This is a genomic window from Vibrio sp. 10N.286.48.B8, assembly GCF_003050085.1.
GTDB lineage: Bacteria > Pseudomonadota > Gammaproteobacteria > Enterobacterales > Vibrionaceae > Vibrio > Vibrio crassostreae.
Map to the genome: position 1 here is coordinate 127,709 of NZ_PIGD01000014.1, position 19,730 is coordinate 147,438.

The window sequence follows — 19,730 nt, forward strand, 5'->3', positions numbered from 1 at the left end:
TACAAATAGGATTCTGTGAGTTCTTCTCGTTTCTCGTATCTGCTCTCTAGATCTTTAGAAAACAAAAAAAGCCACCAAATTTGCATTTGGTGGCTTTCAAATTTTTGGCTCAGTTAATCGAGATTAACGAGTGCCGTATACCACGATAGTTTTACCGTGTGCAGAAATTAGGTTCTGCTCTTCTAGCATCTTCAAGATACGACCAACTGTCTCACGAGAACAACCAACGATCTGGCCAATCTCTTGACGAGTGATCTTGATTTGCATGCCGTCAGGGTGAGTCATTGCATCTGGCTGTTTCGCTAGGTTTAGTAGCGTTTGAGCGATACGACCTGTTACGTCAAGGAACGCTAAGTCACCAACCTTTTGGCTAGTTACTTGTAGACGGTTTGCCATTTGCGCTGAAAGGCGCATTAGGATATCTGGGTTCACTTGGATAAGTTGACGGAATTTCTTGAAAGAAATCTCAGCTACTTCACAAGGAGATTTAGCACGAACCCAAGCAGTACGTTCTTGGTCTTCTTCGAACAAGCCAAGCTCACCGATGAAGTCGCCTTGGTTTAGGTAAGAAAGAATCATTTCCTTACCTTCTTCGTCTTTGATAAGAACTGCCACAGAACCTTTAACGATGTAGTACAAGGTTTCTGCCTTTTCACCAGCATGAATCAAAGTACTTTTTGAAGGGTACTTATGAATATGACAGTGTGAAAGGAACCACTCTAATGTTGGATCGGTTTGAGGTTTACCTAGAACCATAATATCTCACTTCCTCTGCAGGGTATGCTTGCCGCTTTCCGTATTTTAGCTAAGCCTGGATTGACTTGTAGGATAAGAGCACTCGTTGAGTGCTGCAAGCTATCTTGTGTTTCGTTTAAGAATAGTATCCTTTTTCAGGTACTATTTCTTGATTTTAATCGTGACCAAGCTACGATTTTTTACGCAAAATTGTGCACATGATCACGGTATGAAAAGTAATCAACCAGAATGTCGTTTTGTTAACCTATTTTTCCGGTTTCGATAAGTTGTTGCAGGATTGGCCTCACAATGAGCTCCATAGCAAAACTCATCTTGCCGCCTGGCACCACTAGCGTGTTATGACGAGACATAAACGAGCCATCAATCATAGCCAGAAGGTAGGGGAAATCGACGTTTTTGATGCCACGCAAACGTATAACTACGAAGCTTTCGTCTAAACTTGGAATCCCTTTGGCGTTGAGTGGGTTCGATGTATCTACGGTTGGAACACGCTGAAAGTTTATGTGAGTGCGCGAAAATTGCGGGGTAATGTAGTTGAGGTAATCATCCATTGAACGAACAATGGAGTCCATTACCGCTTCGCGTGAGTGACCACGATCGCGAGTGTCACGAACGAATTTTTGAATCCACTCTAGGTTTACGATGGGCACCATGCCGATCAGCAAATCGACGTGTTGAGAAACGTTAATGTCGCCATCAACCACACCGCCGTGCAAGCCTTCGTAAAACATCACATCGGAATTTTCCGGGATCTCTTGCCATGGCGTGAAGGTGCCCGGCATTTGATTGTAAGGCACGGCTTCATCAAAGGTGTGCAGGTAGCTTCTTACTTTACCTGTACCTTCGTTACCGTATTTACGGAAGAACTCTTCTAGCGCACCAAAGTCGTTGGCTTGAGGACCAAAGTAGCTGATGTGCTTACCTTGCTCGCGCGCTTTACGGATCTCGACATCCATCTCTGGACGTGTGAAGCGATGGAAACTATCCCCTTCAACCCAAGCTGCCTTCACGTCCATCATATTGAACATTTTACGGAAGGCTTCTGAGGTAGTGGTGGTACCGGCTCCAGATGAACCCGTCACCGCAATAATTGGATGTTTAGCGGACATGACAACCCTTGTCTTTTGAGTAACTTACTTGTTAGCAATCGTTTACCACTATAACACGGCTCCTTTATGAGCGCAGCTTAGAAGCGTTTTGTGACTTGAATATCAACGGTTTCATGGAGTTCAGAAAACACGATGCTGACTTCTCCTGAAGCTAATTGATGTTTCACTTGGTCAATCTTGTTTTGCAGTGAAACCTCTACGTCGCCGTAGTCTGTGCCTTCACGCAGCACGAACTCTTTGATGAGGTTTTCCAGTGTCTCTGGTGCAATGTCTTGCCATGGGATGATCATAAATACTTCTCTCTTTTATGTTCATAGATATGTTTATTGATGTAGAAATGCGTGTGCGTAGTAATGTTTTGCTTCTATTTACTAAGGCTCGGTCATTATGCCGAATCTTGGATACTTTCATAGTAGGCAGGCAAGGCTTCTTCTAACCAAAATCTTGGCTTGAGTGTGCTGCCAGTAATAAACCCAACATGTCCGCCTTTTTGGAACAGTCGATAATCGATGTTATCGGGTAGAACGAACTTTGGGATTACATCATCGGTCATGAAAGGGTCGTCTTTGGCATGAATGATCTGCGTCGGCAGTTTAATCTTGTTGAGCTTAGGCAGCGCAGAACATTGCGCATAATAATCTTGGGCATTTTTGAAGCCGTGCAGCGGTGCAGTGATTCGTTCATCAAACTCATACAGTTTGGTGATGTTCTTGATGGCTTCAGCTGTGATGCCAAGTTTTTCCTGTAGCAGGTTAACTTTTTTTAACGCATTCGATTTTAGAGAGTTGAGCAGGTACTTCTTATAAAGTTTGGAGAAACCGCGCTCAATACGACTCGAGCAACACGCTAAGTCAAATGGAGCAGATACGATTGTCGCCGCCGACAGCAATGGGTCGTCTGCGTACTCAGCTAAATAGTTCGCCAGCATGTTCCCACCTAAAGATATGCCAACCGCAACCTTCGGGTTATTCGGAAACTGGGCGTGTAGGTGTCTTAGGAAAAAGCGCGCATCTTCGACCTCACCTGAATGGTAAGCACGAGCTAGGCGATTGGGTTTTCCGCTGCAGCCTCTGAAGTGCATCATTACCGATAACCAACCATCTTTAGCAAATGCATTCATCAATCCGTTGGCGTAAGGGCTCTCAAAGCTACCTTCTAAACCATGGAATAGAACGAATATCGGCTTGTTACTTCGATCACCATTGCTTGGGTTGTCACAGTCTGGTGATTCGCTCCAAGCAAGATCAAGAAAGTCACCATCGGGAGTTTCTAAGGTTTGCCAGTGAGGATGAAACAGCGCCTGTTTTCTAATAAACCGTGGCACTAAGGTTTGTAAGTGCGGATTAGAGAGACCAGCGGCTGCGGTAAATATTGTCATAAAAACGATCCATGCTTCTTTGATGGGCTTTGATAACGTGTTGAGCTTGCAGTGAAACGCCCACGTTTTTATTTGAGCTTGGTTGATTCTCGGCATAAGCGCAAGGCTTTCACTTATACGAGACACAAAAACAGGCTATGGGTAACCAGTTGAATAGTATCAATGTTAGGTGCGTTAAACACTTAATTGTGCGTATTAGTCAGTGCATGCAAATGAAGAGAGACAGGGCGCAGTTAAGCTTGGATCTTGATTGAAGAAAAAGGAAAGAGAATGAGCTAGGGCTGAGGTGCTGGTTCAGAAAAAGCGTCGTAGAGGTTTTCTGCTCCTAATAAACGACAGTACTGAAACGCGAGCGGTGATTGCTGGTTAGCGTAAAGCTGTAGGGAGTTTATACAGTCGACGAGATCGGACTGTTGTTGCTTTTCAAGCTGTAACTCAAACTGTAAGGCTTCACGGTATAGTGAGTCGACAACGTGTGCTTTGAGGTGTTTACGTAGCTCTCGATAACTATGAAGCAGGGTTTCAGAGCGGCTCAAGCATTGTTGTACTTTGTGCCACTCTTCTTCAGCAAAAGACAATTGCTGCTCATCAAGCCATTTGAGAAGCAGCAGTAGATTGACGTTGCCGTGGAACTGGTTTTGCAAAGCTAGGCACGCATCCTTTACACCGCGCACACTGTAATACTGAAGGCTAAATTGCCATAGTCGTTCCAGTGTTAGTGATATTGGGGCGTGCTCTGGGCTCATAAGCTATCCATATCCTGTTCCATCTGCTCAAGCTCTTCTTGAGTGGACATCCAATCCATTTCAACTTCTTCTAGCTGTGACTTACTGCTCGCTTGGAGAGCGAGTACTTTATTCAGTTTAGCCTTATTTTCAGCTTCATACAGTGAAGTGTCGGATAATTCTTGCTCGGCTTCTTCAAGAGCCTGCGTTAATTTATCCATCTGTTTTTCAAATTGAGTCAGCTTTTTACGCAGTGGTGCCGTCAGTTTACGGAACTCGGCTTCTTTACGTTTCTGCTCTTTTTTCGCTGCTGCACTGTTGGCACCGTCTTTTGCTGGTGCCAATGCTTGTGCTTCTTTGCGCTCAACTTTCTGCTGTTCGGTTAGCCACTTGTAGTAATCGCTTAAGTCACCATCAAACGGTGCTACTTGGCGGTCGTGTACAAGGTATAAATCATCGGTAGTTGCACGCAATAGGTAACGGTCATGCGATACGATAACCATTGCACCTTCAAATGTCTGCAGGGCAAAAGTCAGCGCTTGACGCATGTCGAGATCCAAGTGGTTGGTTGGTTCATCGAGTAGCAACAGGTTTGGTTTTTGCCATACCAGTAGCGCTAATACTAAACGCGCTTTTTCACCACCAGAGAAAGGTGCTACTTTATCGAGCGCTTTTTCACCTTGGAAACCGAAGCTACCTAGGTAATCACGCAGTTGTTGTTCGGTGTGCTTAGGGGCAATCTGCATCATGTGTTGCAGCGGTGTTTCTTCAGGGTGCAGAGTTTCTAATTGGTGTTGTGCAAAGTAACCAATCTTAACGCCTTGCGAATAGCTCAGTTCACCGCCTTGCTGTTTCAGTTCGCCTGAAAGCAGCTTAATCAGCGTGGATTTACCAGCACCATTTCGACCAAGCAAACCAATACGACTGCCCGGTACTAGGTTCAAGCGAATCTTTTCTAGAATTAGGTTGTCGTCGTAGCCAGCAGATACCTCATCCATCATCATGATTGGGTTTGGTAGTGCGTCTGGCTCTCTAAACTCAAAGCTGAATGGGTTATCAAACTGAGCAGGTAGTACTTGTTCCATTTTCTCTAGCGCTTTAATACGGCTTTGCGCTTGGCGAGCCTTTGACGCTTTGTAACGGAAACGGTCAATGTAGCTCTGCATGTGAGACATCTGTTTCTGCTGCTTTTGGTACATCGCTTGTTGCAGAACCAGTTTTTGCGCTCGTTGGGTTTCGAACGATGAGTAGTTACCCGTGTACTCATTGAGCTGTTGATTTTCAACATGCACGATGCGGTTGACGATAGGGTCTAAGAAGTCTCTATCGTGCGAGATAAGCACTAGCGTACCAGGGTAGCTTTGTAACCAACGCTCTAGCCACATTACTGCGTCCAAATCCAAGTGGTTGGTAGGTTCATCGAGTAGTAGTAGGTCACTGCGACACAGTAGGGCTTGCGCTAGGTTCAAACGCATACGCCAACCACCTGAGAATTGGGTTAGGTTCCATGCCATTTGTTCTTGGCTAAAACCTAAGCCGTCCAGTAACTCGGCAGCGCGCGCCTTGATGCTGTAGCCACCAATGGTTTCAATCTTGCCGTGGATCTCTGCGACCAAGGTGCCGTTGTCGGCTTGTTCAGCTTTCTCTAATTGATCTTCAAGGCCGCGGTATTCACGGTCACCATCAATCACGTATTCAATTGCTGTTCTTTCTAATGCTGGTGTTTCTTGAGCAACCCAAGCCATTTCCCAATGGGCAGGTTTGCTGAATGAGCCTGCATCAATAGACAGTTCGTCCTTAATTAAGGCGAATAGCGTAGATTTACCACAGCCGTTTTTACCAACCAAACCGATCTTGTCGCCAGGGTGAAAAGTCGCAGATGCTTGGTCGAGGAGTGGCTTACCGCCGCGTAGCAATTGAATATCAGAGAAAGTAATCATAATTGAAATAGCATAGAAATTAGAGGTGAACAGACGCCTGCATAGTAGGCTGAAACCAGATAAAAGTCGATCACAATGCAATTTGCGTTATGATGCCAATAACATATTAATAACTTTTGCTTAAATTCTTGTGGCCTTGCCACCGTTTAGCCTTCAAAGGAATGTTTCAAAGGAATGAGTAATACTCCCTCGACAGACAAACCCGTGCCAAAGGTGCTGGTCATCTATGCGCACCCTGAGCCGCAAACCTCTATCGCTAACCAGATCATGGTTAAAAAGATAGAGTCACTTGGGAATGTCAAAATCCACGATCTCTACGCCATCTATCCGGACTTCTTTATTGATGTGCCTTCCGAGCATGAATTGCTGCTTGAATATGATGTGATTGTGTTCCAACACCCTTTGTTTATGTATTCATGTCCTTCGTTGTTGAAAGAGTGGTTTGATCGCGTGTTAGGTAAGGGTTTTGCCTTTGGTGAGCAAAGCGCACTTAAGGGCAAACACTGGCGTAGCGTTATCACAACCGGTGGTAAAGAAGAGGCGTTTGGTGCCGCAGGCTATAATAAATATCCATTACAAGAGATTTTGCAACCATTCGAGCTTACCGCTGCTTTGTGTCAGATGAATTGGATATCCCCTTTGGTTTTACACTGGGCACGAAATGTTACCGATATGACGCGTTACCAACACGCAGAAGCGTATCGAAATTGGTTGCGAGACCCGCTACAAGATATAGGAGCAGATGATGGCTCTGACTAATGATTTTCTACAAAGTAGCGTTATATTCTTAGCGGCTGCTGTGGTTGCGGTTCCTATCGCGCAGCGAGCTGGCTTGGGTTCAGTACTCGGTTATTTATTGGCTGGTGTCGCGATTGGGCCTTGGGGACTTGGCTTAATCAGTGACGTAGAGGCGATTCTGCACTTCTCCGAATTCGGGGTAGTACTGCTGCTCTTCCTGATTGGCCTAGAGCTTAACCCGAAAAAATTGTGGCAGATGCGAGCCCCCATTCTCGGGCTGGGTGGCGCGCAAGTGCTGATCACCACCCTGATTATTACCGCCATCGCCTGTATGTTCGGTTTAACGTGGCAAACTAGCCTAGTGATAGGTATGGGCTTAGCTTTGTCTTCGACCGCAATCGCGTTGCGGGTTATTGAAGAGCGTGAACTCGGTGGTAAAGAAGCGGGGCAGTCTGGCTTTGCAGTGTTACTTTTCCAAGATATTGCAGTAATCCCTATGCTAGCAATGCTACCTTTGCTAGCAGGTAATACAGGCGGCAGCTGGGCGGACATGCTTTGGATGCTGGGTGGTGTGATTGGTCTGCTGGTCGGTGGCCACTTCTTATTGAGGCCTTTGTTCCGCTACGTCGTTATGAGTGGTGTGCGTGAGCTATTTACTGTTGCAGCGTTGTTACTTGTGATTGGTATTGCCGTCATCATGCAACAGATTGGCTTGTCGATGGCATTGGGTACTTTCCTAGCGGGCGTGCTTCTAGCTGAAAGTGAATATCGACATGAGCTTGAAATTGCGATTGACCCATTCAAAGGGTTGTTGCTTGGTCTGTTCTTCATCTCTGTGGGTATGGCGGTGAATTTAGGCTTACTTGCTGAAAGCCCATTCGCGATACTGATTGCTGTATTAGCTCTCGTGGTTTTGAAAGGCTTAGTGCTGTATGGGCTAGCTCGTATTTTCGGTACTCAAGCCAAAGCCCGCAGTCGCATGGCGATGATTCTTAGCCAAGGTGGTGAGTTCGCTTTCGTTATTTTTACCGCGGCGAGTGCTCAAGGTATCTTAAGCGGCGAACAAGTGTCGTTCTTACTGGTGGTTGTGAGTTTGTCGATGGTGACCACGCCATTGATGCTCAAGCTGCAAGACCGATTCTTTGCTCGTCAACTTAACCAAATCAGCGAAAACGCAATGTCTTCGGATGTTGTCGATCGCAGTCCTCGAGTGATCATTGCAGGCTTTGGTCGTTTTGGTCAGATCATTGGTCGTTTGATGTATGCCAATAAGATTCGTATTACCGTTCTTGAGAGTGATGCCAGCCAAATCCATATCCTTAGAAAGTTTGGCTACAAAGTATTTTACGGAGACTCGACTCACCTCGAGCTGTTACGCGCAGCTGGTGCTGATAAAGCAGAGGCGATTGTGCTGTGTACTGACTCTCCCGATGAAATCATGAAAACCGTCGATTTATGTAAGCAGCACTTCCCGCGCTTAAAGATCTTAGCTCGTGCACGAAGCCGTGTTGAAGCATATCAATTACTTAACCACGGTGTGAGTAACTACTCTCGTGAAACCTTCCTTGGTGCACTGGATTTAGGTCGTCAAACATTGACTGAACTTGGTATGCATCCATATAAAGCGAAGCGAGCAGAAGCACACTTTAGAAAGTTGGATAATGGTATGCTCAAAGAGTTACTGCCTCAGCATAACGAAGATGCCGAGTTGGCCCAAAGAGCGAAAGAGGCTCGTAAAGAGCTTGAAGAGATTTTTGGACACGAGATGGAAAACGATCACCAGTCTCGAAACTATTGGCAGTAGCCTGAATTGATAACTAATAGCTTGAGTTTAGAGATATAGCTTGAGCTAAGAAATAACAGTCTAGAGAACTAATCTAATAATAAACGTGGTCTCTGCTTTTTCTTAAATAGATCTAGAGTGGAAGAACTACGAATCCAGAGTAGTAAAGGATAAGAACGTGAAACAGAAAAAACGCTTTATCGCAGGAGCAAGCTGCCCAAGTTGTAATACTCAAGACACACTCCGTTGGTGGATTGAAAATAATATCGAGCTGGTGGAATGTGTCGATTGTGACTTCACAGAACAGCGTAAACCGAAAACTGTAGAGAAATCTGAACACGCGAATCAAGAAATGATCGGTATTTTTAAGCCTGAATGATTGAGTTTCGTTAATTGATCCCCATAATATCCGGGTACAGAATTTTTCCTAAGCTCAACTGTTCGAGCTTAGTCCAAACCTCCTTGGAGCTCTCATGAAAATTGAAAAGAACGTAGTAGTTAGTGTTGCATATCAAGTGAAACTTGAAGATGGCGTAGTAGTTGACCAATCAACTGCAGAAGCTCCACTAGATTACCTTCACGGTCACAACAACCTAATTACAGGTCTTGAAAAAGAGCTTGAAGGCAAAGTAGCTGGCGACAAGTTCTCTGCAACGGTTACTCCAGAAGACGCATACGGCGAGCACAACGACGCACTAGTTCAACGTGTTCCTGCTGACGTATTCCAAGGTGTTGAGCAAATCGAAGTTGGCATGCGTTTCCTAGCGGATACTGACCAAGGTCCAATCCCAGTAGAAGTTACTGAAGTAGATGGCGACGAAGTTGTTGTTGATGGTAACCACATGCTAGCTGGCCAAACTCTAACGTTTGACGTTGAAGTTGTAGCGGTTCGTGAAGCGACTGAAGAAGAAGTTCAACACGGTCACGTACACCAAGAAGGCGGCTGTGGCGGTCACGACCACGATCATGACCACGAAGGCGGTTGCTGTGGTGGCGAAGGCCATGACCACGGTGAAGAGAAAAAAGACGGCTGCTGCGGCGGCGGTAGCTGTGGTTCTCACTAATACCGAATTAACGGTTTAGTTTAAGAATCTTGAAAGCCTCCCTTGTGGAGGCTTTTTGTGTTTAGGAGTCTAGCTTTTTGATCTCGCTTTTATCCACCAAACCAAGTGTCCGAAAGTCTAAGCATTCGCAAAAAATTTGGTTTTCGCTATCAGACATCGAACCATGGATGTGGTATTGATAGCACAATATTATAAGACGACGTCAGTGGAGAGTTTGTATGTCACAGCCTTTTTCAATTGCCATTCATGGTGGTGCAGGAACCATCTTGCGAGAGCAAATGAGCGATGAATTAAAAGCGGGTATTACCGAGGCTTTGGAAAAATCGGTTTTGGCTGGTTATAAAATATTGCAATCGGGTGGTGATGCTCTGGATGCGGTAGTCGCATCGGTTAAGGTGATGGAAGACAGTCCCCACTTTAATGCCGGCAAAGGCTCGGTTCTAACGCATGATGAATTTGTTGAAATGGACGCTTCTGTGATGCATGGCCGCGAAATGGATGCGGGGGCAATTGCAGGCGTTCGTCATATCAAAAACCCGATTGAACTTGCGCGTGATGTGATGCTGAAAAGCGACCATGTACTATTGATTGGTGAAGGCGCCGAGAAGTTTGCGTTTAAGCATGAATATACGTTTACTGAGCAAGACTACTTCTTTACTGAACGCCGTTATGACCAGCTTCAGTCGATGAAAGAGAAAGGCATTTTTGCTTTGTCTGAAGCGAAATATGATGAACAGCAAGCTGAGAAATACCCTGACGACAAAAAGTACGGCACGGTCGGTGCAGTCGCATTAGACCAAGCGGGCAACTTAGCGGCAGCCACCAGTACCGGTGGCGTGACCAATAAGAAATACGGTCGTGTCGGGGATTCTCCGATTATTGGTGCAGGAACCATGGCTGAAAATGGCAACGTTGCTGTCTCAACAACCGGGATGGGCGAGTTCTTTTTAAGAAAGATGGTTGCGAGTGATGTGGCGGCACGAATGCGTTATCTCAAAGAAGATGTGCATACCGCTTGTGAACACATTATCCAAGGTGAACTGAAAACCATGGGCGGGGAAGGTGGCTTGATCGCTATCGATGACCAAGGCGATATTCATTTTGGTATGAACAGCTCTGGGATGTATCGTGCAAGCGTTGATATTCAAGGCCGTGTAGAAGTGAAGATTTATGCTGATGAGTAATCTCATACAGGCGTAAATTAAATTACCAAGTACATAAACAAAGGGCGACAGATATTTTCTGCCGCCCTTTGTTTTTCAATTATGGCAAATGAGCAGTAGCCCATTTGAATTGAACTTAATAGTGTGGAGGTGGCGTCTCTTCTGATGCGTCTGCTAGGTTAGAGCCATCCATATTTTTCACTTTGCCAACCACGAACTTCATCTGATCTTGCATTCTCGTGATCAACATTTGCTGTTGGCTAAGCGCTTCATTGAGTTCTTCAATGGTCTGTTCTTGGAAAGCTAGCTGACACTCTAGGTCATTAACGCGGCTTTCTAGTTGTTCAACTCGCTTTTCTGTCATCGTTCTTAATCCACATTCCAAGCTTGGGCAATGCCCGCAGAGGTGCCCGATATCACACGGTTCTTATCATCAAAGGCTGCATCATACACTACCGCACGAGGAGGGCGAGCATCTTTTAGTGGCTCAGCATCGTGGCGAGAAATTCGTTTGCCATCCTGAGTATTCCACACACTCACTTGGCTAGATGGTGTGCCTGTCACCAACATACTGCCGTCATCAGAAAAACGAGCACTCGAGAAAATCAACTGTCGAGACCAGCTTTGCAGTTGTGCTTGAGGTTCGCCCGTTTCAAGATCCCAAATCATTGCTTGGTTGCCGCCATCAGAGGTAAAAGCCAGCTCACCATCGCGTTGTAGCGCGACTCGTACTACTCTTTGTTCATGCTCAAAGGAGCGCAATACCAAGCCCGACTCGGTATCCCACAGGTAGGCTTTATAGTCGTTGCCACCTGATAACGCGTAGCGACCATTGGAAGAAAGGGACACGGAATTCACTTTTTCTCGGTGAGCGAGGAACTCCAGACGGCGTCCGGTGACTAAGTCCACATAGATGGCTTTACCATTAGAAAGGCCAAGCAGTACTTTTTCACCATTGCTAGAGATATCAACATCACGGATCAAGCCGTCGGAGATAGACCATAGCCCTTCAGCTTGTGTCCAAGATAGGTCCCAAACTGCAAAGTTCATCTGACTGGCGGTAATGGCAAAGCGGCCATTGTCCGAGATACGGATACGTGATACTTGGTTTTCTAACTGATCTTGTGGGCCAAGCTGAGCCAACTCTTGGTTTTGGGCGAGATCCCAAAGCAGTAGTTGTTTTTGCTGAGAGTAGAGCAGGGCGAAGCGTCCATCTCTGCTGAGTGCAAAGCTGGTGGCACCGTTGGGTTCAATTTCCCAACGTTGCTCATCATCTTGGAAGAAAAAACATCCATTTAACAAGGTGATGACAATTGCACATAGCAATGAATGGAAAAATATTTGCATCACGTCTAATAATCCGGTTTTTGTCGAAAGACATATGACTAGTATATTGTTATAACTAACGTATTCACACCAATCTAATCATTAGATTTGTGCACAATAACCAATGGCTTGGCCATTAATTGGAGAATTCAATGAAATCAGTTTTAAAAGTATCACTGCTTGCCGCAACGGTTATGCTAGCAGTTGGTTGTCAGAAAGAAGAACCAAAGGCAGAAGCTCCACAGGTAGAAGAAGTTAAAGTTGAAGCAGTAAACTTTAAAACAGAAGATGACAAAGCGGCTTACGCAATCGGTGTATCTTTCGCTAACTACCTAAGCACAAGCATTGATAAGCCAAGCGAGCTAGGTATCAACCTAGACAAAGATATGGTTCTTCAAGGTATCGAAGACGTATTTGCAGAGAAAACAGCACTTAACGAAGAAGAAACTCGCGCAGCTCTTGAAGCTCTAGACAAGCGTGTTGCTGAAACGATGCAAGCACAAGCGGCAGAAAAATCTGCAGAAGTGAAGAAAGCTGGTGATGACTTCCGTGCTGAGTTCGCTAAAACTGAAGGCGTTAAGCAAACTGAATCTGGCCTACTTTACCAAGTAATGACACAAGGTGAAGGCGCTTCTCCGAAAGACACCGATACAGTTCAAGTACACTACAAAGGTACACTAACTGATGGTACTCAGTTCGATAGCTCTTACGATCGTGGCGAACCAGCAACATTCCCACTAAACCGCGTAATCCCAGGCTGGACTGAAGGCGTACAGCTGATGCAAGTCGGTTCTAAGTACAAGTTCGTTATCCCGCCAGAGCTAGCATACGGTGAGCAAGACACACCGACTATCCCAGCTAACTCAACGCTAGTATTCGAAGTAGAACTACTAAACATCGATAACGCTGAAGCAGCTACTGCACAGTAATATCGGTCAAAAGCCTCGTACTAAAATACGTTGATTGAATAAAAAGCCTAACTTTGAGTTAGGCTTTTTTTATGATTTGAAGATGAGTATTTGATTTTTAAACTTGTTCTAAATCACTAGTTGCAATGTTAGCTAGGTGTGCAATTAAAATTTTCTGATAAACTTACATAAATTTGTTGATTTTTCACACGAAGGTAAGGAATAAGTGACTACTACAGAAACAGTCAATGCAGATGTGTTACTTGAAATGGAATCAGTCCACGTTATGCCATTCAGTGAACACGATAAAATCATTCTAAGATCTTATGAGGCCGTTGTTGACGGTATTGCGAGCCTTATTGGTCCGTTTTGTGAAATCGTTTTGCACTCTTTAGAAGACCTCAATACTTCTGCGATTAAAATTGCCAACGGCGAAAATACAGGTCGTCAGGTTGGCTCGCCGATCACCGATCTTGCATTGAAGATGCTAAAAGATATTGAAGGTTCTAAGCGTAACTTCTCACGTTCATATTTCACTCGCGCTAAAGGTGGAGTGTTGATGAAGTCGATCACGGTTGCTATCCGCAACGGTGAAGACCGAGTGATTGGCCTACTGTGTATTAACGTGAACCTAGACGCGCCATTCTCACAAGTACTGCAATCGTTCATGCCAACACAAGACGCAGACGAAGCCGCATCATCGGTTAACTTCGCTAGTGACGTTGAAGAACTTGTCGACCAAACGGTTGAACGCACCATTGAAGAAATTAACGCTGACAAATCGGTATCGAACAATACTAAGAACCGTCAGATCGTGATGGAGCTTTACGACAAAGGTATTTTCGATATCAAAGACGCGATTAACCGCGTTGCTGAGCGACTGAACATCTCTAAGCACACCGTGTACCTATACATCCGCCAACGTAAAACAGAGGATGAAGAGGGTTGCTAAGCTATACACTCCTAGTTAATGGGCCGGTATATGGCTCACAGTCAGCAAGAAGTGCCTACCAGTTTGCCGTGGCTCTGATTAAACAGGGCCACAAACTTCACAGTGTGTTCTTCTATCAAGATGGCGTTAGTAACGGCTCAGACCTTACCGTACCGGCTAACGATGAATTTGACTTAGCTTCAGCTTGGCAAAAGCTGGCTGATGAGCACGATGTTAGCCTTGAAACCTGTGTGGCTGCTGCGCTAAGACGCGGAGTGATTAGCTCTGAAGAAGCAGAGCAACATCAACTAAGTGCCTCTAACCTAGCAACTGGATTTACTCAGGCCGGATTAGGGAGCTTATCGGAAGCACTACTAACGCAAGATAGGGTTGTGCAGTTTTGAGAAAGTTAGCCTTTATATTTAACAGTTACCCTCATACGACCGCTGCGGGTAGAGAAGGGTTAGACGCCCTGCTTGCTGCGTCCGCATACAGTGAAGACATTGCCGTGTTCTTTGTTGGTGATGGGGTGACTCAGCTTCTTAAAGCGCAGCAGCCCGACGAAACACTATCGCGTGACTACATCTCTGCATTCAAACTTATGGACCTTTACGACATCGAACAGGTGTATGTGTGTCAGCATAGTCTGAGTCAGTTTGGCCTTTCAGCAGACAACCTGTTGATCGATGTGACCACCGTTGAAGCCGACGAGTTAACGCAGAAGTTATCTCAGTGCCAACAGATACTGACTTTCTAAGGGACGCTATGCTTCATATCGTAAAATCAGTCGACAAACTTAAACTCGCATTGACCTACTCTCAGCCACAGGATCAGTTCCTTTTGGTGGAAGATGCGGTGTATGTTTGCCTTCCAAATCATGAGTTATTCACTCAAATCTGCGCAGTAGAGCAGGTGTCGGTGTTAAAACCAGATCTCGATAGCCGAGGTTTACAACTACTTGTCTCAAGTACCATTGATCAAGTTGACTTCGATGGCTTCGTTAAACTGACGGTTTTGAACGACAAATCAGTGACTTGGTAAGCGTGTTTTATCAGTTTGGTTAAAATTAGACCATCCTGAGCTCTAGACGGCTAAAAAAGATCTGTATATTTCTTGACACACCTCCCACTGCTGAATAGAATTTTGCGTCCCTAATTACGACTTGTGATTAGGGATAGATTTTTCACAAAGCTTACTTTCAAGTAAATTTCAGGAGCTAGTTAATGGCAACTATTAACCAGTTGGTTCGCAAGCCTCGTGTAAAGCAAGTTGTTAAAAGCAACGTGCCTGCACTAGAAGCGTGCCCACAAAAACGTGGTGTATGTACTCGTGTTTACACTACTACACCTAAAAAACCTAACTCGGCACTACGTAAAGTATGTCGTGTACGTCTAACCAACGGTTTCGAAGTAACTTCGTACATCGGTGGTGAAGGTCACAACCTTCAAGAGCACAGTGTTGTACTAATCCGTGGCGGTCGTGTAAAAGACCTTCCGGGTGTTCGTTACCACACTGTTCGCGGCGCGCTAGACTGTGCTGGCGTTAACGACCGTAAACAAGGTCGTTCTAAGTACGGTGTGAAACGTCCTAAGTCTTAATGCATTTTCTTTTTTAAAAGAAAGCGTTAAGTAAGGCCAAACACTATTTTATTTATTATTCTGAAAAGTTTTGGAAAAAACCTGAAGAAGACAACGGAGAATATCCATGCCACGTCGTCGCGTAATAGGTCAGCGTAAGATCCTTCCAGATCCTAAGTTCAAATCTGAATTGCTGGCAAAATTCGTTAACATCCTTATGGTTGACGGAAAGAAATCTACTGCAGAGAAAATCGTTTACACTGCACTAGATTCAATGGCTGAGAAGTCTGGTAAAGACCACTTAGCTGTATTTGAAGAAGCTCTTGAAAATGTTCGCCCAGCGGTAGAAGTTAAATCTCGCCGTGTAGGTGGTTCAACTTACCAAGTACCTGTAGAAGTTCGTCCGGTTCGCCGTAACGCTCTTGCTATGCGTTGGGTAGTTGAAGCTGCGCGTAAGCGTGGTGAAAAATCTATGGCTCAACGCCTAGCTGCTGAAATGCTAGACGCGTCTGAGAACAAAGGTACTGCGGTTAAGAAACGTGAAGACGTTCACCGCATGGCTGACGCAAACAAAGCGTTCGCACATTACCGTTGGTAATACCTTTTTAGTGCTGCAAGGTTCCTTGCAGCACTTCTTTAGTTCCTATGCTTATGCTAGGAACTATTGCTATTTCTAGGGCAAGCAATTTTTAGCGAAGCATCGCTTTTAACGCATAATCTAGGCATAGCAATAGTCCCTAAGTCTCTAATAAGAGGATTCAACCGTGGCTCGTAAAACTCCTATAGAGCAATACCGTAATATCGGTATCGTTGCTCACGTAGATGCAGGTAAAACAACCACAAGTGAACGTATTCTGTTCTATACCGGTCTTTCTCATAAAATCGGCGAAGTTCACGATGGTGCAGCAACCATGGACTGGATGGAGCAAGAGCAAGAGCGCGGTATTACGATCACTTCAGCAGCAACCACTACGTTTTGGCGTGGTATGGAAGCTCAGTTCTCGGACCACCGTATCAACATCATCGACACTCCTGGACACGTTGACTTCACAATCGAAGTAGAACGTTCTTTGCGTGTACTTGATGGTGCAGTTGTTGTGTTCTGTGGCTCATCTGGTGTTGAACCTCAGTCAGAGACAGTATGGCGTCAAGCTGATAAGTACCAAGTTCCACGTATGGTTTTCGTTAATAAAATGGACCGTACAGGCGCAGATTTCTTGCGCGTAGTTGAACAGATCAAGGACCGCCTAGGCGCAACTCCTGTTCCAATTCAACTGAACATTGGTGCTGAAGAAAACTTCCAAGGTGTTGTCGATCTTCTCAAGATGAAGGCAATCAACTGGAACGAAGCTGACCAAGGCATGACTTTCACGTACGAAGATATTCCTGCAGACATGCAAGAAATGGCTGAAGAATATCGTACCGAACTTGTTGAAGCTGCTGCAGAAGCAAATGAAGAGCTGATGGATAAGTACCTTGAAGAAGGTGAATTAACAGAAGCTGAAATCAAGCAAGGTCTTCGTATTCGTACACTTAATAATGAAATCGTACTTGCCACTTGTGGTAGTGCATTCAAAAACAAAGGTGTACAAGCTGTTCTAGATGCAGTGGTTGATTTCCTTCCTTCTCCAGTCGATGTACCTGCAATTAAAGGTATCGATGAAGACGAGAACGAAGCAGAGCGTCACGCAGACGACAAAGAACCGTTCTCTGCGCTAGCATTCAAGATTGCAACAGACCCATTCGTTGGTACTTTAACTTTCATCCGTGTTTACTCTGGTGTTGTTGAAAGCGGTAAAACAGCTTACAACTCTGTGAAGAAACAACGTGAACGCTTAGGTCGCATTGTTCAAATGCACTCAAACAAGCGTGAAGAAGTAAAAGAAGTACGAGCAGGTGACATCGCAGCCATCATTGGCCTGAAAGATGTGACTACTGGTGAAACCCTTTGTGATCAGAACCATAAGATTGTTCTTGAGCGCATGGAGTTCCCAGACCCAGTTATTCAGATCGTTGTAGAGCCAAGCTCTCAAGCTGATCAAGATAAAATGACTATCGCTCTAGGTAAACTAGCAGCGGAAGACCCATCGTTCCGCGTTGATATGGATGCGGAAACTGGCCAGACTCTAATTTCTGGTATGGGTGAACTACACTTAGATATCATCGTTGACCGTATGAAGCGTGAATTTAGCGTGAACTGCAACGTTGGTAACCCGCAAGTGGCTTACCGTGAGACTATTCGTGGTACAGCGAAAGCGGAAGGTAAATTTATCCGTGAACATGGTGGTAAAGGTCAGTACGGTCACGTATGGCTAAAACTGGAACCATCAGAAGCTGGCGAAGGCTTTGTCTTTGTGGATGAAATTGCCAATGGTATCGTACCGAAAGAGTTTATTGCTTCAGTCGCTAAAGGCGTTGAAGAGCAGATGAACAATGGTGTGCTTGCTGGCTATCCAGTTTTGGATATCAAAGCTACACTATATGATGGTTCTTACCATGAAACAGATTCAAGTGAGATGGCGTTTACAATCGCTGCCTCTATGGCTTTCAGAACGGGTGCACTTGAAGCGCAACCAGTTTTGCTTGAGCCTATGATGAAAGTTGAAGTAACTACTCCAGAAGACTGGATGGGTGACGTTGTTGGCGATATTAACCGTCGTCGCGGCATCATCGAAGGTATGGACGAGGGGACAGCTGGCCTGAAGATAATTCGTGCACAAGTTCCGTTGTCTGTCATGTTCGGTTACGCAACTGATTTACGTTCTGCGACACAAGGTCGTGCTTCTTACTCTATGGAGTTTAGTGAGTACGCTGAAGTGCCTAACAATGTTGCAAAAGCAATCATTGCAGAGCGTGGTTAAACAAAAGGAAGGCATTTTTTTTCATTTTTTGAAAGAACAATGCGTCCAAATATTGCGCTAACGAGAGTTGGCGCATAAAATAGCAATTTCTGGCGCGTCTCGCTCAATAATGAACGTGGCGAATCATAACTAGGAAGGAACACGATTGTGTCTAAAGAAAAATTTGAACGTACGAAACCGCACGTAAACGTTGGTACTATCGGCCACGTTGACCACGGTAAAACAACTCTAACTGCTGCTATCTGTACTACTCTTGCAAAAGTATACGGCGGTGTTGCTAAAGATTTCGCATCTATCGATAACGCTCCAGAAGAGCGTGAGCGCGGTATCACAATCGCAACTTCTCACGTTGAGTACGACACTCCAGCACGTCACTACGCACACGTAGACTGTCCAGGACACGCGGATTATGTTAAAAACATGATCACTGGTGCTGCACAAATGGACGGCGGTATCCTAGTTGTTGCTGCGACTGACGGCCCTATGCCTCAAACTCGTGAGCACATCCTACTTGGTCGTCAAGTTGGTATCCCTTACATCATCGTATTCATGAACAAATGTGACATGGTTGATGACGAAGAGCTACTTGAGCTAGTTGAGATGGAAGTTCGTGAACTTCTTTCTGAATACGACTTCCCAGGTGATGACCTACCAGTTATCCAAGGTTCTGCACTTGGCGCACTAAACGGCGAGAAGCAGTGGGAAGACAAGATCGTTGAGCTTGCAGAAGCACTAGATTCTTACATTCCTGAGCCAGAGCGTGCAGTTGACCAACCGTTCCTACTACCAATTGAAGATGTATTCTCAATCCAAGGTCGTGGTACTGTTGTAACTGGTCGTATCGAGCGCGGTATCCTACGTGTAGGTGACGAAGTAGAAATCGTTGGTATCAAAGAGACTACTCTTACTACTTGTACTGGTGTTGAAATGTTCCGTAAACTGCTTGACGAAGGTCGTGCAGGTGAGAACGTTGGTGCACTTCTACGTGGTACTAAGCGTGATGACGTTGAACGTGGTCAAGTACTTTCTGCGAAAGGTTCTATCAACCCACACACTAAGTTTGAGTCTGAAGTATACGTACTTTCTAAAGACGAAGGCGGCCGTCACACTCCTTTCTTCAAAGGTTACCGTCCACAGTTCTACTTCCGCACAACTGACGTAACAGGCGACATCACTCTACCAGAAGGCGTAGAAATGGTAATGCCAGGTGACAACGTTCAAATGACTGTTGAGCTAATCGCTCCAATCGCAATGGACGAAGGTCTACGTTTCGCAATCCGCGAAGGTGGCCGTACAGTTGGTGCTGGTGTTGTAGCTAAAATCTTTGCATAAGATTTGACGAACCACTAGTAAAAAGGGCATCATTTGATGCCCTTTTTCTGCGCTAAAAAAAGAGTTGGATGTTTTGACATCGATTTTTGCTCTTAGCAAAGAATTAAACGGTCGTTTTGACTAAAATGACTGTTAGATG

The 19,730-nt window shown here is 45.2% G+C and carries 22 protein-coding genes; 14 read left to right on the forward strand and 8 right to left on the reverse strand.

Annotated features, from left to right (window positions below; genetic code table 11):
* Window positions 1-123: 123 nt before the first annotated feature.
* The 6 genes from crp to CWO08_RS16575 all read right to left on the reverse strand — a co-directional run bounded on the left by crp (window position 124) and on the right by CWO08_RS16575 (window position 5,908).
* Entirely contained in the window at window positions 124-756 is a 633-nt protein-coding gene (gene crp, locus CWO08_RS16550; RefSeq protein ID WP_004729651.1) for a cAMP-activated global transcriptional regulator CRP, read from the reverse strand.
* A gap of 239 nt (window positions 757-995) precedes the next feature.
* Entirely contained in the window at window positions 996-1,865 is an 870-nt protein-coding gene (locus CWO08_RS16555; RefSeq protein ID WP_010435210.1) for a phosphoribulokinase, read from the reverse strand.
* Window positions 1,866-1,942: 77 nt separating this feature from the next.
* Window positions 1,943-2,155: a YheU family protein gene (locus CWO08_RS16560; RefSeq protein WP_010435208.1), complete on the reverse strand. Its 213-nt coding sequence runs from the start codon at window positions 2,153-2,155 to the stop codon at window positions 1,943-1,945.
* 95 nt (window positions 2,156-2,250) lie between these two features.
* Entirely contained in the window at window positions 2,251-3,243 is a 993-nt protein-coding gene (locus tag CWO08_RS16565; protein ID WP_108020796.1) for a hydrolase, read from the reverse strand.
* 275 nt (window positions 3,244-3,518) lie between these two features.
* Window positions 3,519-3,989, reverse strand: coding sequence for a TIGR02444 family protein (locus CWO08_RS16570; RefSeq protein WP_048605369.1), 471 nt, complete (start codon window positions 3,987-3,989; stop codon window positions 3,519-3,521).
* The gene (locus CWO08_RS16575) at window positions 3,986-5,908 is read right to left on the reverse strand and encodes an ABC transporter ATP-binding protein (protein ID WP_055319915.1); all 1,923 of its coding nucleotides are present in this window, start codon (window positions 5,906-5,908) and stop codon (window positions 3,986-3,988) included. Before CWO08_RS16575 ends, CWO08_RS16570 begins: the two co-directional genes overlap by 4 nt.
* A 174-nt stretch (window positions 5,909-6,082) precedes the next feature.
* Here CWO08_RS16575 and kefG point away from each other — a divergent pair, with 174 nt between their 5' ends.
* From kefG to CWO08_RS16600, 5 genes are all read left to right on the forward strand, one after another.
* Window positions 6,083-6,667 carry a glutathione-regulated potassium-efflux system ancillary protein KefG gene (kefG, locus tag CWO08_RS16580; RefSeq protein WP_048659151.1) on the forward strand — a complete coding sequence of 195 codons (585 nt, stop codon included), beginning with the start codon at window positions 6,083-6,085 and terminating at the stop codon, window positions 6,665-6,667.
* The gene (kefB, locus tag CWO08_RS16585) at window positions 6,654-8,450 is read left to right on the forward strand and encodes a glutathione-regulated potassium-efflux system protein KefB (RefSeq protein WP_048659150.1); all 1,797 of its coding nucleotides are present in this window, start codon (window positions 6,654-6,656) and stop codon (window positions 8,448-8,450) included. The genes kefG and kefB overlap by 14 nt, the downstream gene beginning before the upstream one ends.
* Before the next feature lie 157 nt (window positions 8,451-8,607).
* Window positions 8,608-8,808, forward strand: coding sequence for a YheV family putative zinc ribbon protein (locus CWO08_RS16590; RefSeq protein ID WP_029235422.1), 201 nt, complete (start codon window positions 8,608-8,610; stop codon window positions 8,806-8,808).
* A 94-nt stretch (window positions 8,809-8,902) separates the two neighbouring features.
* The gene (gene slyD, locus CWO08_RS16595; RefSeq protein WP_017061108.1) at window positions 8,903-9,493 is read left to right on the forward strand and encodes a peptidylprolyl isomerase; all 591 of its coding nucleotides are present in this window, start codon (window positions 8,903-8,905) and stop codon (window positions 9,491-9,493) included.
* Between the two features lie 218 nt (window positions 9,494-9,711).
* Complete coding sequence (locus tag CWO08_RS16600; protein WP_108020792.1) at window positions 9,712-10,677, forward strand: isoaspartyl peptidase/L-asparaginase family protein; 966 nt, start codon at window positions 9,712-9,714, stop codon at window positions 10,675-10,677.
* Between the two features lie 115 nt (window positions 10,678-10,792).
* Here the strand turns inward: CWO08_RS16600 and CWO08_RS16605 are convergent, their stop codons facing one another.
* Both CWO08_RS16605 and CWO08_RS16610 read right to left on the reverse strand, forming a co-directional pair.
* The gene (locus CWO08_RS16605; protein WP_009848930.1) at window positions 10,793-11,020 is read right to left on the reverse strand and encodes a SlyX family protein; all 228 of its coding nucleotides are present in this window, start codon (window positions 11,018-11,020) and stop codon (window positions 10,793-10,795) included.
* Window positions 11,021-11,025: 5 nt separating this feature from the next.
* Window positions 11,026-12,003, reverse strand: coding sequence for a WD40 repeat domain-containing protein (locus CWO08_RS16610; RefSeq protein WP_108020793.1), 978 nt, complete (start codon window positions 12,001-12,003; stop codon window positions 11,026-11,028).
* A gap of 131 nt (window positions 12,004-12,134) precedes the next feature.
* Here CWO08_RS16610 and fkpA point away from each other — a divergent pair, with 131 nt between their 5' ends.
* The 9 genes from fkpA (at window position 12,135) to tuf (ending at window position 19,591) form a co-directional block, all read left to right on the forward strand.
* A complete protein-coding gene (gene fkpA, locus CWO08_RS16615; protein ID WP_108020794.1) occupies window positions 12,135-12,911 on the forward strand; it encodes an FKBP-type peptidyl-prolyl cis-trans isomerase in 777 nt (258 codons plus the stop codon).
* 205 nt (window positions 12,912-13,116) lie between these two features.
* Window positions 13,117-13,842 (forward strand): transcriptional regulator, encoded by a 726-nt coding sequence (locus tag CWO08_RS16620; protein WP_004729851.1) that lies wholly within the window; start codon window positions 13,117-13,119, stop codon window positions 13,840-13,842.
* Window positions 13,836-14,225, forward strand: coding sequence for a sulfurtransferase complex subunit TusD (gene tusD, locus CWO08_RS16625; protein WP_017063709.1), 390 nt, complete (start codon window positions 13,836-13,838; stop codon window positions 14,223-14,225). The genes CWO08_RS16620 and tusD overlap by 7 nt, the downstream gene beginning before the upstream one ends.
* Window positions 14,222-14,578, forward strand: a complete 357-nt coding sequence (tusC, locus tag CWO08_RS16630; protein ID WP_102433290.1) for a sulfurtransferase complex subunit TusC — start codon at window positions 14,222-14,224, stop codon at window positions 14,576-14,578. Before tusD ends, tusC begins: the two co-directional genes overlap by 4 nt.
* Window positions 14,579-14,586: 8 nt before the next feature.
* Window positions 14,587-14,862 carry a sulfurtransferase complex subunit TusB gene (gene tusB / locus CWO08_RS16635; protein WP_016790847.1) on the forward strand — a complete coding sequence of 92 codons (276 nt, stop codon included), beginning with the start codon at window positions 14,587-14,589 and terminating at the stop codon, window positions 14,860-14,862.
* Between the two features lie 182 nt (window positions 14,863-15,044).
* On the forward strand, window positions 15,045-15,419 hold the full coding sequence (rpsL, locus tag CWO08_RS16640; protein ID WP_004737194.1) for a 30S ribosomal protein S12: 375 nt from the start codon (window positions 15,045-15,047) through the stop codon (window positions 15,417-15,419).
* Window positions 15,420-15,525: 106 nt separating this feature from the next.
* Window positions 15,526-15,996 (forward strand): 30S ribosomal protein S7, encoded by a 471-nt coding sequence (rpsG, locus tag CWO08_RS16645; RefSeq protein ID WP_010435163.1) that lies wholly within the window; start codon window positions 15,526-15,528, stop codon window positions 15,994-15,996.
* 166 nt (window positions 15,997-16,162) lie between these two features.
* Window positions 16,163-18,259, forward strand: a complete 2,097-nt coding sequence (gene fusA, locus CWO08_RS16650; RefSeq protein WP_108020795.1) for an elongation factor G — start codon at window positions 16,163-16,165, stop codon at window positions 18,257-18,259.
* 147 nt (window positions 18,260-18,406) lie between these two features.
* Window positions 18,407-19,591, forward strand: a complete 1,185-nt coding sequence (tuf, locus tag CWO08_RS16655; RefSeq protein ID WP_010435158.1) for an elongation factor Tu — start codon at window positions 18,407-18,409, stop codon at window positions 19,589-19,591.
* Window positions 19,592-19,730: the final 139 nt, after the last annotated feature.